The organism is Shewanella sp. SG44-6 (assembly GCF_014164185.1).
Classification (GTDB): Bacteria; Pseudomonadota; Gammaproteobacteria; order Enterobacterales; family Shewanellaceae; genus Shewanella; species Shewanella vesiculosa.
Genome location: NZ_JACJER010000039.1, coordinates 23,064 through 37,485 on the forward strand (window position 1 = coordinate 23,064; position 14,422 = coordinate 37,485).

At 41.1% G+C, this 14,422-nt stretch carries 10 protein-coding genes; 5 read left to right on the forward strand and 5 right to left on the reverse strand.

The window, feature by feature from the left end:
- Positions 1-148: 148 nt before the first annotated feature.
- The 4 genes from chrA to lysS all read left to right on the forward strand — a co-directional run bounded on the left by chrA (position 149) and on the right by lysS (position 6,110).
- On the forward strand, positions 149-1,300 hold the full coding sequence (chrA, locus tag H5185_RS09205; protein WP_182741941.1) for a chromate efflux transporter: 1,152 nt from the start codon (positions 149-151) through the stop codon (positions 1,298-1,300).
- Positions 1,301-1,438: 138 nt separating this feature from the next.
- Entirely contained in the window at positions 1,439-3,103 is a 1,665-nt protein-coding gene (locus H5185_RS09210) for a methyl-accepting chemotaxis protein (protein WP_182741942.1), read from the forward strand.
- Positions 3,104-3,454: 351 nt separating this feature from the next.
- Positions 3,455-4,553, forward strand: a protein-coding gene (prfB, locus tag H5185_RS09215; RefSeq protein ID WP_165870142.1) for a peptide chain release factor 2 whose coding sequence is annotated in 2 segments (ribosomal slippage) — positions 3,455-3,529 and positions 3,531-4,553 — 1,098 coding nt in all. Because the reading frame shifts where the segments join, the coding sequence is not laid out codon by codon here.
- 54 nt (positions 4,554-4,607) lie between these two features.
- A complete protein-coding gene (gene lysS, locus H5185_RS09220) occupies positions 4,608-6,110 on the forward strand; it encodes a lysine--tRNA ligase (protein ID WP_182741943.1) in 1,503 nt (500 codons plus the stop codon).
- Positions 6,111-6,246: 136 nt separating this feature from the next.
- Here lysS and H5185_RS09225 read toward each other — a convergent pair whose 3' ends face one another.
- The 4 genes from H5185_RS09225 to H5185_RS09240 all read right to left on the reverse strand — a co-directional run bounded on the left by H5185_RS09225 (position 6,247) and on the right by H5185_RS09240 (position 9,879).
- Positions 6,247-7,956 (reverse strand): FAD-dependent oxidoreductase, encoded by a 1,710-nt coding sequence (locus tag H5185_RS09225; RefSeq protein WP_182741944.1) that lies wholly within the window; start codon positions 7,954-7,956, stop codon positions 6,247-6,249.
- A gap of 45 nt (positions 7,957-8,001) precedes the next feature.
- Positions 8,002-8,442: a transcriptional repressor gene (locus H5185_RS09230; protein ID WP_182741945.1), complete on the reverse strand. Its 441-nt coding sequence runs from the start codon at positions 8,440-8,442 to the stop codon at positions 8,002-8,004.
- Positions 8,443-8,483: 41 nt separating this feature from the next.
- Complete coding sequence (locus tag H5185_RS09235) at positions 8,484-8,768, reverse strand: DUF134 domain-containing protein (protein WP_124017354.1); 285 nt, start codon at positions 8,766-8,768, stop codon at positions 8,484-8,486.
- A gap of 205 nt (positions 8,769-8,973) precedes the next feature.
- Entirely contained in the window at positions 8,974-9,879 is a 906-nt protein-coding gene (locus H5185_RS09240; RefSeq protein ID WP_259395311.1) for a WD40 repeat domain-containing protein, read from the reverse strand.
- A 289-nt stretch (positions 9,880-10,168) separates the two neighbouring features.
- On the opposite strand from H5185_RS09240, the gene pyrC reads away from it, so the two are divergent.
- Positions 10,169-11,206, forward strand: a complete 1,038-nt coding sequence (gene pyrC, locus H5185_RS09245) for a dihydroorotase (RefSeq protein ID WP_182741946.1) — start codon at positions 10,169-10,171, stop codon at positions 11,204-11,206.
- A 148-nt stretch (positions 11,207-11,354) separates the two neighbouring features.
- Here pyrC and H5185_RS09250 read toward each other — a convergent pair whose 3' ends face one another.
- On the reverse strand, positions 11,355-14,357 hold the full coding sequence (locus H5185_RS09250; RefSeq protein ID WP_182741947.1) for a PAS domain S-box protein: 3,003 nt from the start codon (positions 14,355-14,357) through the stop codon (positions 11,355-11,357).
- Positions 14,358-14,422: the final 65 nt, after the last annotated feature.

Here is a 14,422-nt window from a genome sequence, read left to right on the forward strand (position 1 = left end):
CACTACACGATGCTCTACTTAACGAGAAAATATAAGTTGCTGATAAATATTAGTATTATGTATGGTGATGGGGGCATTTTTTTATTGTCATAAAAATGCCATCTCATTGTCATAGCATTGTTAATCACTATAAAAAGGTATTCGGACAATGTGGCAAATATTTACTCGCTTTTTAGCATTAGGTCTAATCAGTTTTGGCGGCCCTGCTGCGCATATAGGCTACTTCAGAAAAGTCTTTGTTGACGATCAGCAATGGTTAGACAGTAAACAGTACTCAAGCTTTGTTGCCCTAAGTCAGTTTATGCCGGGGCCAGGTTCCAGTCAGGTTGGTTTTGCAATTGGTTATCATCGTGGTGGTCTATTAGGTGGTCTTGCTGCCTTTTTAGGTTTTACCTTACCGTCTTTTTTATTGATGTTTTTATTTGCCGTTACCAGTGCACAATGGCTCGAGTTGACTGCTGTTGCGGGTGCCATCCATGGTTTAAAACTACTCGCTGTCGTGGTTGTTGCTGAAGCAACTTTGTCAATGTTCACCCAATTCTGTCAACGAAAAACCGCTAAAATACTTATGGCAGCAACAGCTGTTGCCATCATTTTAATGCCGTCATTATTAATGCAAATTGGGGTGTTAATTGTGGCAGCGATTGTTGGAGTCATGTTGATGACTCGAGGCGACAGTATTACGCCAGACAACCCTCCGATAGAGCTTAATTATGTTTGGTTAGGGCTATTTATTACAGTAATAGTGGCATCGTTATATTTTATTAATCAACCAGATAGCCTAGGACAAATTTTTGCACAATTCTTCCAAGTCGGTAGTTTAGTCTTTGGTGGCGGACATGTGGTTTTACCCTTACTTGAAACCAGTGTTGGCGAATACATTACTGCCGATCGTTTTCTTAGCGGTTATGCGCTTGCACAAGCCATCCCTGGGCCCATGTTTACTCTAGCTACTTTTTTAGGCGCTGATTTATGGTTAGAGTCACCTATTTTAGGGGCGATAGTTGCCACTCTGGCAATTTTTCTTCCTGGATTTTTACTGATGCTGGTGGGGTTAAAAAGCTGGCATAGCATTAGCCAACGTCCTGCAATTGCGGGTGCGTTAGCAGGTGTCAATGCTGCCGTTGTGGGATTATTGCTGGCAGCACTTTATCAGCCAGTATTCACAAGTGCGGTCATCATGCCGCAGGACATGGCATTAGTGATTATTGGTTTTAGTGTATTAAAAGTCTTTAAGCCAAGCCTTGTATGGTTAGTCATAGGATTTGCAGCAATGGGTAGTGGGTTGTCTATGTTGTAAAACGGTTATTATATTGTACGTTTTGCGATAGGCCGCACTTTATTGAGTAGTCATAGTTTGTTAATGTAACCATTTATAATAAATAGACTATTATATTTGTAGACTATTATCTTAAAAGACCTTCAAAAGGCTACCACTATGCTGAGATCTTCATTACGCAATAAACTATTGGGGTTATCGTTAATTCCGCTAACGTTGATCCTTACAGTATTACTGAGCATTTTTTATGTTAACGAAGGTGCATCGCTGAAAAGAGATATTGATAATTTTCGCAGTGAATTAATTTCAGAACGCAAAAATCAACTTAAAGAATCTGTTCAGATTGCCCAGGGAGTCGTTGAATATGAACTCTCTTTGGGTGATAAAGGTAATGTTAATGCGGCATTACGAGACTTACGTTTTGGCACAGCAGGGTATTTTTTTATCTATGATGATGCGGGGATGAATATTTTTCATCCGACTATGCCTGAACTTGAAGGCCAAAACAAAATTGACATGGCCGATCCCAATGGCACTAAAATTATTGTTGGGCTATTAGATGCCGCTAAATCCGGGAGCGGTAATTTTTCTTATTATTACAAAAAGCCTGGTAGAGAACAGTTAGTTGAAAAACTCGGTTTCGCGGTAATGGTCCCCAATACCCATTGGATGTTAGGCTCTGGCGCTTACATTGATGATATTGAAGAGTCTATTGCGGCTTATGAAACCTATAAAACTGAAGAGATGAATCAAAAAGCATTCTTATTTTTATTAATTGCTTTGGGTTTAACAGGGATAACTGCTTTTGCTGTAGTCATTATGGCCCATAGAATGGTGGTGCCTATCCAAAATATGGCTAGCTCATTAAATGATATCGCCAAAGGTGAGGGTGATTTAACTAAACGTCTTGAGATAACAAGCATTGATGAGATCGGCCAGTTAGGCAGTGCTTTTAACCTGTTCATTGACAAGTTACAGAATATTATTGGTGATGTAGCGGGGGCGACTGATAGGGTTAAACATGCAGCGCAAAGCATTAGTGGTCAAACAGTGTCAATGACTGAGCAGCTTTATAATCATAACAATGAAATTGATCAGGTTGTGACCGCGATTACTGAAATGTCTGCGACCGCTCATGATGTGGCTCATAATACTAATATGGTCGCTGAAGCAACACATGCGGCTTCTGATAACGTCGGAAAAGCGCAAGACTGTGTCGATACATCATTAACTGAAGTGTCTAATTTGATGACCCAAATTGACAATGCCGCCGCCAATGTGAAGTCATTAAGTGAGCAGTCGAAAAAGATTAACTCAGTGCTGAGCGTGATCGGTGGAATTGCAGAGCAAACCAATTTACTGGCACTTAATGCGGCCATTGAAGCTGCCCGAGCTGGCGAGCAAGGTCGAGGCTTTGCTGTGGTTGCTGATGAAGTCAGAAATTTAGCCAGTCGCACTCAAACCAGTACCGTCGAAATTAATGAAATGCTGTCTGAACTGCATAAGTTAGTCACCAAAGCGGTACAAGCCATGGAACAGAGCCAATCCAGTTGTTTAAGTTCAGTTGAGTCTTCTAGGGCCATTTCTGAAAGTTTAGGCGCTGTTACCTCATCAGTGACCAGCATTAATGACATGAGTACTCAAATAGCTACAGCAGCTACCGAACAAAGCTCAGTAACCGAAGAAATTAATCGTAATATTAATTCAGTGCAAGAGATTGTGAATACGCTATTAGCAGCCAGTCAAGATGCTTCTGATATGAGCAAAACGGTGGCTAATGAAGGCTCGACGCTTTCTAAGTTAGTCGGTCAATTTAAAATATAATAGTGACTGTTATTGGGTTGGAAAATGAACCTTAAGGGTTCATTTTTTTTCGTCATAATCTGAAGTGTTTTTTCACTATTATGGGTATTTTTTAGCATTATCAGTCAGCAATTCCTAGGCTTAATTCTTAACCGAATCCTTATTCAATCTTTTGTGGAAGTTGTTATACAACAATATGGTGTACATTTAGTCGTTACACTCACGGTTATGGTTTTTCTGATATTGATTCAGTGAAATATATTCGTCATTTGTTTATTAATAATCATCCTTCCGGTCTAGGTTTAGCGCCTATCATGAGGTAAAATGCGCCGTTGCACCTTTTGTTAACTGCTAAATTTAAGTTGAATATTCATGTTTGAAGTTAATCCGGTAAAATTCAAAATTAAAGAGCTCGCTGAACGTACTGAGCTACTTCGGGGGTATCTTTGACTACGCTGCCAAAAGTGAGCGCTTAGAAGAAGTCAGTCGCGAGCTAGAAAGCCCAGAAGTGTGGAATGAGCCTGAACGTGCGCAAGCATTAGGTAAAGAGCGCGCTGCGTTGGTTGTCGTGGTCAAAACCATTGATGATATGGACTCCGGTCTTGAAGATATCGAAGGGTTACTTGAACTTGCCATTGAAGAAGATGACGAAGAAACCTTTAACGATGCTGCTGCAGAACTTGAGGTGTTAGACACTCGTTTAGCCGATCTCGAATTTCGCCGCATGTTTTCTGGTAAGAGTGATGCGTCAAACTGTTACTTGGATATTCAATCTGGTTCGGGCGGCACTGAAGCCCAAGACTGGGCCAACATGGTGCTGCGCATGTACTTACGCTGGGGCGATGCACATGGTTTTAGCCCCGAGTTAATGGAAGTTACCGACGGTGATGTGGCCGGTATTAAAGGTGCTACGATTAAGTTCACTGGTGAGTATGCTTTTGGATGGATGCGAACTGAAACGGGTGTCCACCGTTTAGTGCGTAAATCACCTTTTGATTCATCTGGCAAACGCCATACTTCTTTTTGCTCTGTTTTCGTTTATCCAGAAATTGATGATGATATTGAGATCGATATTAATCCATCCGATTTACGTATCGACACTTATCGTGCATCAGGCGCGGGTGGTCAACACGTCAACAAAACAGATTCTGCGATACGTATTACGCATTTGCCAACCAACACTGTGGTGCAATGTCAAAACGATCGCTCGCAACATAAAAACCGCGATTCTGCCTTTAAACAGTTAAAGGCGAAGTTGTATGAGTTAGAAATGCATAAACAAAATGCCGATAAGCAAGCTGCTGAAGATGCAAAATCAGACATCGGTTGGGGCAGTCAAATTCGTTCTTATGTATTAGACGACGCCCGTATTAAAGATTTACGTACAGGGATTGAGAACCGCAACACTCAATCAGTGCTGGATGGTGATTTAGATAAGTTTATTGAAGCCAGCCTAAAATCAGGACTTTAATTAAATTAACTTTTTCCGCCATGTAAGTGTGGCGAGTAAACGCGAGAATATAACATGACTGAACACGTACAAGATGAAAACAAACTGATTGCTGAACGTCGCGCTAAATTAGAGCACATCCGCACCAGTTGTCCTGCTAATGCGCATCCAAATACATGGCAACGTAGCCATAAAGCGGCTGAGTTACAGGCGCAATTTGGTGAGCAGACCAAAGAAGCGTTAGAAGAACTCGCTTTTCAAACCAGCATTGCAGGCCGTGTTATGGCTAAGCGTGGTCCATTTTTAGTGATTCAAGACGTGTCTGGTCGTATTCAAGCTTATGCTGGTAAGCCAGTCCAAGGCGATTTAAAAGAGCGTTATCAAGGTTTAGACATCGGTGATATTGTTGGTGTTAAAGGTCAGCTGCATTTATCTGGCAAGGGCGACTTGTACGTTAATATGGAAGAGTATCAATTACTGACCAAAGCATTGCGTCCGTTACCTGAGAAATTCCACGGTTTAACCGACCAAGAAACTCGCTACCGCCAGCGCTATGTTGACTTGATCGTTAACGAAGACTCGCGCAACGCGTTCATTATGCGCTCTAAAGTGGTTTCTGCCATTCGTAACTTCATGATCAAAAAAGAGTTCATGGAAGTTGAAACCCCAATGATGCACGTTATTCCTGGTGGTGCTTCTGCACGTCCATTTGTGACTCATCACAATGCATTAGACATGGCCATGTACTTGCGTATTGCGCCAGAACTATACCTTAAGCGTTTAGTGGTCGGTGGTTTTGAGCGCGTATTCGAAATTAACCGTAACTTCCGTAACGAAGGTTTGTCACCACGTCATAACCCAGAATTCACTATGATGGAATTCTATATGGCGTATGCTGATTACAAAGACTTAATGGACTTAACTGAAGAAATGCTCAGTTCAATCGCCATTGAGTTAACGGGTAGTGCGCAAATGCCATACGGCGAGCACACAGTAGATTTTGGTGGCCCCTATGCACGTTTAAGCATGTTAGAAGCTATTCAAAAGTACAACCCTGACAATGCGACTATTCAAGCGATGACTTACGAGCAAGTGAAAGACGTAGAGTTTATGCGCGACTTAGCATCGAGCCTAGGCATCAAGCTAGAGAAATTCTGGACCTGTGGTCAGTTATTAGAAGAGATTTTCGGTGAAACCGCTGAAACTAAGCTGATGCAACCAACGTTCATTACTGGTTACCCTGCGGATATTTCGCCTTTAGCACGCCGTAATGATAACAATGACTTCATCACCGACCGTTTTGAATTTTTCATTGGTGGCCGCGAAGTGGCAAACGGCTTTAGCGAGCTGAACGATGCTGAAGATCAAGACAACCGCTTTAAAGCGCAAGTTGATGCTAAAGATGCAGGCGATGACGAAGCAATGTTCTATGACGCTGACTACATCACCGCACTTGAGCACGGTTTACCGCCAACAGCGGGTCAAGGTATTGGTATCGATCGTTTAGTGATGCTATTCACTAACACTCATACTATCCGCGACGTGATTTTATTCCCAGCGATGCGCCCACAAGCGTAATTGTACTTGTCGGCTAGCCGTCGAGTTAGTCGCCTAACAATAAAAAAGTAAAAACCAGCCAATAGGCTGGTTTTTGTTTTATCACTTACAGAATAAGCACACTAGCTGAGGTATTTATTTAAGCGTTTTATATGGACTAAAAATGCGCATTAACCATTTGGTAGGTCTTATAGCCGCCGCTGAGATTGCGTACTTTAAAACCATGCTGGACTAGCATGCAATAGGCAACGTGCCCGCGTAAACCGACTTGGCAGAACACCAGTAATTCTTTGTCTTTTGGGAGCTCATTGAGTCGATCTCGAAGTTCTGGTAGCGGAATATTTATCGCTCCCTCAATTGCGCCCACCGCAGTTAATTCACCAGGATTTCGCACATCGACAATCATTTGTGTTGCAGTCAAGTGATGTAGATCTTGAACATGACAAACAGCTTCATCACCCAATAATACATTGGCAGCGACCATGCCTGCTTGGTTAACCACATCTCGTGCAGAACCAAAAGGAGGCGCGTAAGTCAGCTCAAGGTCGGCTAAATCATACACTGTCATGCCCGCACGTTGTGCCACGGCCAATACGTCTATACGCTTATCCACGCCATCAATTCCAGCGGCCTGAGCGCCTAAAATACGGCCAGAATCAGGACAAAATAATAATTTTAAGGTAATAGGATGCGCCCCTGGATAATAACTGGCATGACTGGCAGTGTGCACATAGATTTTTTCATAAGGAATAGCTTGCTTGAGTAAACTTTTTTCATTTAATCCAGTAGAGGATATGGCCATATCAAAAAGCTTACAGATAGCTGTGCCTTGAGTCGCACGATATACTTTCTTCCCCCCGAGCATGTTATCTGCGGCTAATCTGCCTTGGCGGTTTGCTGGCCCTGCAAGTGGGATCAGTGTCGGCTTACCAGTCACAAAATCAGCTGTTTCGATAGCATCACCAACAGCATAAATATCAGCATCAGAGGTTTGCATCCCAGCATCAACCGCAATACCACCCAGCGGCCCCAATACTAAACCGCACTCAGAGGCCAAGCGAGTTTCTGGTTTTACACCAATGGCGAGAATGACTAAATCTGTTGCTAAGCTATTGTTATCTGTTAAGTCTAATGTCAAATGGTAATGGGGAGAGAGAGGTTTATCGTAGTCATCAGTATTATCGGCTTCAGAGAGTTTTATAGGGCAATCATTGACAGCGGCCAAGCCTGTTTTTAAGCGTAAATCAACCCCGTTATCAACAAGCTTTTGGTGCAGCATATTGGCCATTTCAATATCTACTGGCCCCATTACCTGGTCAGCAAGTTCGAGCAAGCTCACTTCTAATCCGAGATGGCGTAACGCTTCTACCATTTCTAAACCAATAAAACCTCCTCCCACCACAGTTGCGTGTTTAGGTTTATGCAGTAAAAGGGTAGACAACACTTTATCCATATCAGAAATATTACGTAGGCTATGAACAAAATGATGATTAATGCCACTGATTGGAGGCTTAATGGGGGATGCACCTGGACTGAGTAATAGTTTATCGTAAGACTCTAGATATGTTTCATTAGTAATAAGGTTACGTACGTTAAGTTGCTTTGCGTGTCTATCGATAGCAATTACTTCGTTAAATACACGCACATCAATATTGAAACGTGACTTGAAGCTTTCTGGTGTTTGCAGTAATAGTGAGTCGCGCGATTCGATTTCGCCGCTTATATGGTATGGCAAACCGCAGTTGGCAAATGAAACAAACTCGCCACGCTCTAGCATGATGATTTCAGCCGTTTCAGATACCCGTCTTGCTCTTGCTGCTGCAGATGCACCACCGGCAACACCACCAATAATGACTATTTTAGTCATAGCTGTCTCCAAGAAAAAATTGATTAATAATGAAGTGACTATTTATTAGGTTTTCTGTTTATCTGATTTTTTGTCAAGTGCATGTTGGCAATTAAAGCAATAACCATACATATTGAGGCTATGGTGATGAATACTCATACCGTGATGCTCTGCCGCTAACCCTAAGCGCAGCTCAATCAAGGGATCGATAAAATCAATTAACTTACCACAAGTTAAGCAAAGTAAATGATCATGGCGGGGCTTATTATTGAGTTCATAAACGGCACTTTCAGATTCAAATTGTCGTCTAACAACGAGGCCAGCCCGCTCAAAATGGGTCAGAATTCGATATATAGAATTAAGGCCAATTGCTTCTCCCCGAGCATTTAACCCCTGATAGATATTTTCTACTGTGAAATGCTGCTCATCGACTTGAGTTAAAAACTCAAGTAACTTACATCTTTGTGTGGTTATTTTGAGGCCAGAGTCTTTTAATACTGCTTGCATTAGACTTACCTAAACACGCCAATGCGTGTTACCAGTGTTTACTATTTAGTTGATATATTTGTCATCAACGCTTTGCCATAAATAAGGCTATCAACCACTTTATATCGAGCTCCTTTCACTAAGTTAGCCAAGGTTTGGCGGGATATTCCCATCGACTTAGCGGCTTCTTGCTGCTGCATTCCTAGCAAGTCAACTAAGCGCAAAGCTTCAATTTCATCTTCTGCAAGTGGAACCTGCTCTAATTGCACCATAGGAATACCATTAGGCTTAAAGCAAATATTGGCTAATTGACCACATATGGTTCGGGGGATTTTGGGTCTTGCCATTTAGCACCTCATTTATAGCATATGCTATATATACTAAGTTTAGTTTGTACATGCAAGATTATTGTTTATGTCGATTTAACATATAAACAGATCTTTGAACTCACCAGCAAAATTTAATTTTATACGAGGTTTATTGCATCATAGTGCTAGCCAAAATAACTACAATATTGCTACTTATGATTGCTAATTCCAAGTCAATACTCACTCATAAACTCCAGGTTTCAAGCGCGCCGTCTGAGCTTAGGGTTAATAATTTTCCATTGGTTTGTAGCACCATTGAAAATACGGTTGTACCAGCGTTATAAGCGGTAATGTCCCAATGAGAAAGCTCTTTTCCTGAGTCGGCATCCCAATAGATAACACTTTGTTTTGAGGTTGCGGTAATTAGGTTTTTACCATGGTTAATGAATAACGCCTGTCGAAAATAGCGGTAACGTTCAAGGTAATCAAGTTGGCTAATGGGTTGCGTGGTTTGAGTATCGATAATGACATTATTATCGAGGGCATCAGCAATGAACAAGCGTCGATTGGCTTCGTCAAAACTCACGCTAGTAATTTGCTGCGGGCGAGAAAAGCTGCTTATTAATTCACCGCTATACGTGGCCCAAATGTGTGCATCGCCATCAATCCCAGTCGATAGGACTTGTTGTTCAAAATTGGATAGCTCAACATGATTAACGGCAGCGCTATGTTGTTTAAATAATGACATTGTCATGCTGCTCCTTTGGATCACAGTAATTGAGCCATCATTCATCCCCACCAAAATAGTACTGCCTGTTTGGCTCAGAGCAAGGCTCGAAATACTGGCATCAGGATTGAAACCCTGAGCGAACCAACGTATGTCTAACTTTCCTGTGTTAAGGTTAAAAATAGATATTTGGTGTTTACTGGCCGTCGCAAGGTAATGTTTATTCGCTGACAACGCCACGAGGTAATTGGTTTCATCAAAGTCATCGTCAGACCATTGCTGCAATAATTTGCCAGTCGCAACTTGCCATATCGATAATGTACGGCTTCTGCTTAATGTCACTGCTATGCTGGCATCGCTTGATAGTACGCCATCAATGAGCGTCTCATTAACCAGTCGCTGCAGATGATCAGGCGTTTTCATTACCACCATTTTGTCGCAGCCTGAAATCGCTATTATCGCCATGATACTGGCGATAATAAGGCATGTATTAAGCAGGAATTTTGATCCGATATTAGTTAACAATGTCATCTCTTTATAAAAAACGTCCTTTTAACATAATAGCATAGCGACATATTCCTAGATCTATTCGTCAACATAGGCTGATTTTTTGATATAGAAAAGTCTGCGTTCAAATTATGCATCTATTAAGAAAATCCGAATTCAGGCACAATAACAGCTAACAATATGTTATTTAAGCCAAGGAACCCACATGACGCAAATTACCTTAACCGCTCCCGATGATTGGCATCTTCATTTTCGAGATGGGGACATGTTAGGTGAGACGGTTCCGGCTACAGCTAGATTATTTAAACGCGCCATTGTGATGCCGAATTTAGTTCCACCAGTGACGACAGCTGCTATGGCTATGGCTTATAAGGAGCGTATCTTAGCCGCTCGTCCAAGTGGAAGTGACTTTAAGCCATTAATGACGCTATTTTTAACCAATAATACCAGCGCTCAAGACATTATTGATGCGAAAGCGGCAGGTGTTGTAGCTTGCAAATTATACCCTGCTGGGGCGACAACCAACTCCGATGCCGCAGTTAAAGCATTAGATGAGTTATTCCCAATATTTGAGGTGATGGCACAGCAAGGTATGTTATTACTGGTGCATGGCGAAGTGACCGAATCGCATATTGATATTTTTGATCGTGAAAAGTTATTTATCGATCGCTACTTATCGCGTATTGTCGAAGCTATTCCTAGCCTTAAAGTCGTGTTTGAGCATATCACCACAAAAGAGGCGGCTGAATTTGTTGCTGGTGCTTCTGCTAATGTTGCCGCAACCATTACACCACAGCATTTATTGTTAAACCGTAACGATATGTTAGTAGGTGGTATTCGTCCGCATAACTTTTGTTTACCCGTATTAAAACGCAACATTCACCAGCATGCTTTGCAAGCTGCGGTAGCGTCAGGGTCAAGTAAGTTCTTTTTAGGCACCGATTCAGCACCACATGAAAAACACCGCAAAGAGTCTGCTTGTGGCTGCGCAGGCTGTTACAGTGCCTGGAGTGCGTTAGAACTATATGCTCAAGTATTTGATAACTTGGGTGTCTTAGATAAGCTCGAAGGTTTTGCCAGCTTACATGGCGCAGACTTTTATGGTTTGCCACGTAATACAGGTACCGTAACGTTAGTCAAACAAGAATGGACAGTACCAGAAGAGATTATTTTACCTAACGGTAGCCCTATCGTGCCATTTTTTGCTGGCCAAACGGTCAATTGGAAAGTGAAAACCGCTTAATTTAATCACTAAGCTAGCCAGATAATTAACGCAGCATGCTGTTTATTATCGTGAGTAATTAAGTGGAAATAGCTTAATTGTCGAATCGAATTATTAATGCCTGTCAGCGAGCTGACAGGCATTTTTGATTTTTGCATGATTAAACATGTTATTGATCAGCTGATTTTACCTGTGTTTGTAGCAGTTCCTCAAATTCAGCTCTAGGTAATGGCTTACTGAATAAGTAGCCCTGACCATAATCACATTTTAATGAACGTAGCAGATGATACTGTTCTTCAGTTTCTATACCTTCAGCAACAACCTTTAAGTTAAGTCCATGTCCCATGGCGATCGCTGCCCCGACAAGTTCCAGATCGCCAGGATCAACGGTAATATCATTAATAAAGCTTTTATCTACTTTTAAGGTGTCAAACGGATAACTACGCAGATAACTGAGTGACGAATATCCAGTACCAAAATCATCCATCGAGATGCTGACACCAATATCATTTATGCTGGTTAAGTTACTATTGATAATCGGGTCACCATTAAGTAATACCCCTTCGGTGATTTCAAGTTCTACACAACTGACGTGGATCTGGTGTTTCTCAAGCTGCATTTTAAGCATATCAATAAAGGTATTTTCCCTAAATTGCTTAGGGGAAACATTGATAGCAATTTTAAATTGAGGCTGAAACTGTTGCTGCCATTTTTTCGTGGCATTAAATGCAATATCAATAACATATTGACCGATAGGGATGATCAGTCCGGTTTGTTCCGCAATAGGAATGAATTCATCTGGTGTTACTTGGCCGAGTAATGCATTTTTCCAGCGTAAAAGCGCCTCAGCACCAATAATTTTACGACTTTTTATTTCTACAAGTGGCTGAAAGTAAACCTCGAATTCTTTTCGTTTTAGAGCATTACGTAATTGCTCTTCAACTCTTAGACGTCGATTTATATCCTGGTCCATTTGGTGGGTATAGAAATTATAGGTATTTCTACCACGGTCCTTTGAATAATACATGGCAGAATCTGCCTGTCTAAGTAGCTCTTTAGGGTCTTCGCTGTTATGCGGATAAAGAGCTATACCAATACTGACCGTAGACACTAACTCACGATTGTTGAGCACAAAAGGTTGGTAAAATCGTTTGAGCATTTTAGTGGCAATAACTTCAACTTCAGCGGGCGAGTTAATATTGCCCAATATAATGATAAACTCATCGCCGCCTAACCTACCTACGAGATCATTATTTGATATCGTGTTTTTTAATCGAGCAGCGGCTTGGACTAATAGTTCATCACCAATAGAGTGGCCCAAGGAATCATTCACTTTTTTAAAATCGTCTAAATCTAAAAATAATACCGCGACATTATTTTGGCTTCGAAACGCATCTTTGAGCATTTGCGATAATCTCTCGAGTGAGAGTAGTCTGTTGGGCAAGCCTGTTAAGCTATCGTAGTGAGCCTGTTGAATTATTCGCTCTTCTTGCAGCTTATATTGAGTCACATCCTGTTTTAGAGCTAAGTAATGTTTAGCGACGCCAACGTTATCAAAAATAGGTGCGATATGTGCGTGTTCCCAAAAAATATCGCCATTTTTCTTTTTATTTTGTAGTTCACCTTGCCACGCATCCCCTCTAGAAATGGTATCCCATAATTCCTTATAAAGTGACTTAGGGGTTAATCCTGACTTCAATATACTGGCATCCTGACCAATAACGTCACTGGCGCTATAGCCTGAAATCCTTTCAAATGCACTATTAACATATTCAATTTTGCTGTCGATATTAGTTAATATCATTGATATGGGGCTTTGTTCTATTGCTTGTGACAAAGTGAGAGCTTGTTCTTCTGCCTTTTTTTGAGCGCTTAAATCGATATCGATGCAGTACATTTCTGCTTCGTTGTCGGCATTGTTCATTAATGCATGAGATGAATAAACGGCAACATTGCTGCCATCAGCATGCCTTAGAAGTAACTCTTCCGCTGGGATCGGGATACCATCATTTATCCACGCATTAACATTATTTATCACATGCTCCCGATATGGCAGAGGAATAATGAGATCTTCTAGTTTTTTACCCATGGCCTGTTCTTTGGTATAGCCATACAGTTTTTCACTGGCATGATTCCAAAAAATGACCGAGCGATCTTTATCATAACCTTGGACGGATATTGCGGGGATTTTTTCAAAAATTTGTCTGAATTTAGATTCACTGCGTAATAGCTTTTGTTCGGCATTAATACGTTCTGATATGTCTCTAACAAAACAGAAAAACATTCCTTCATCACTATCCCAAAAGCTAATATTCACCTCAACATGAAATAAATGGCCTTGTTTATGTCGATGAAGCGAAGTGAAGTGTAAACGTTTTTTTCGCTTAGCTCTGTCGATATTTTCATCAGAAAATTGATGCTGGTTACTGGTTTCAATTTGGTTAATAGGCATGTTTATTAGCTCTTTCATGCTGTAACCGGTCATATTTACAAAGCTTTGATTTGCTTCGATGATATTGCCTTCAAGTGAGGTGATTAAAAAGCCATCTTGGGCAGTACTAATAATGTTGCGGTAAGTTGTTTCACTGCGACGTAATTGTTTTTCAATGTGTTTTCGATAGGCGAGATCTCGTCCAACACCAACAATGCCGTTAATGTGTCCTAATGAGTCTGTAAAAGGTGTTTTCTGGGTGCTAAATATATGTGCAATACCATCAGATGTTGTAATCCATTCTTCATTTCTCCATGGTTGTTTTTTCTGTAAAACAAAACGGTCTGCTTCGATAAACTTATTTGTTTGTTGCTCATCAAAGAGGTCACTATCTTTATGATATTTAATTTGTTCAGGTTTGAGTTGTAATAGCTCAGCAAATGCTTTATTACAGCCTAAATAGATCCCATCGATCGATTTATAAAAAATAATATCGGGAATGCCATCAATGATACTTTGTAATAGGTTTTTTTCGGTTTCAAGAAGGGATTTATTATGCTGCAGTTCTTGTGCTAATTGCTGTCTTTGCTGATGCTGTTTTAACAGTAATCCCAATAGCATGGAGCCACAGGTATACACTGTCAGTATGGTAGGGCTGATAGTAAGGATGATGTCGTATTTATCTGCAACAGGTATTAATAATACATTGAGTAACGCGGCTAATTCTACTACCAGGCTCATTAGTAGTAAGTTTTTCCAGTTTATCTGCTTGTTTGATGATTGAATCCAGTATCGCCAACCTAAGC

Bases quoted from the DNA above. Each gene is read 5' to 3' on its own strand.
- chrA (WP_182741941.1), top strand. From the start codon at position 149: ATGTGGCAAATATTTACTCGCTTTTTAGCATTAGGTCTAATCAGTTTT.
- H5185_RS09210 (WP_182741942.1), top strand. From the start codon at position 1,439: ATGCTGAGATCTTCATTACGCAATAAACTATTGGGGTTATCGTTAATT.
- lysS (WP_182741943.1), top strand. From the start codon at position 4,608: ATGACTGAACACGTACAAGATGAAAACAAACTGATTGCTGAACGTCGC.
- H5185_RS09225 (WP_182741944.1), bottom strand. From the start codon at position 7,956: ATGACTAAAATAGTCATTATTGGTGGTGTTGCCGGTGGTGCATCTGCA.
- H5185_RS09230 (WP_182741945.1), bottom strand. From the start codon at position 8,442: ATGCAAGCAGTATTAAAAGACTCTGGCCTCAAAATAACCACACAAAGA.
- H5185_RS09235 (WP_124017354.1), bottom strand. From the start codon at position 8,768: ATGGCAAGACCCAAAATCCCCCGAACCATATGTGGTCAATTAGCCAAT.
- H5185_RS09240 (WP_259395311.1), bottom strand. From the start codon at position 9,879: ATGAAAACGCCTGATCATCTGCAGCGACTGGTTAATGAGACGCTCATT.
- pyrC (WP_182741946.1), top strand. From the start codon at position 10,169: ATGACGCAAATTACCTTAACCGCTCCCGATGATTGGCATCTTCATTTT.
- H5185_RS09250 (WP_182741947.1), bottom strand. From the start codon at position 14,357: ATGAGCCTGGTAGTAGAATTAGCCGCGTTACTCAATGTATTATTAATA.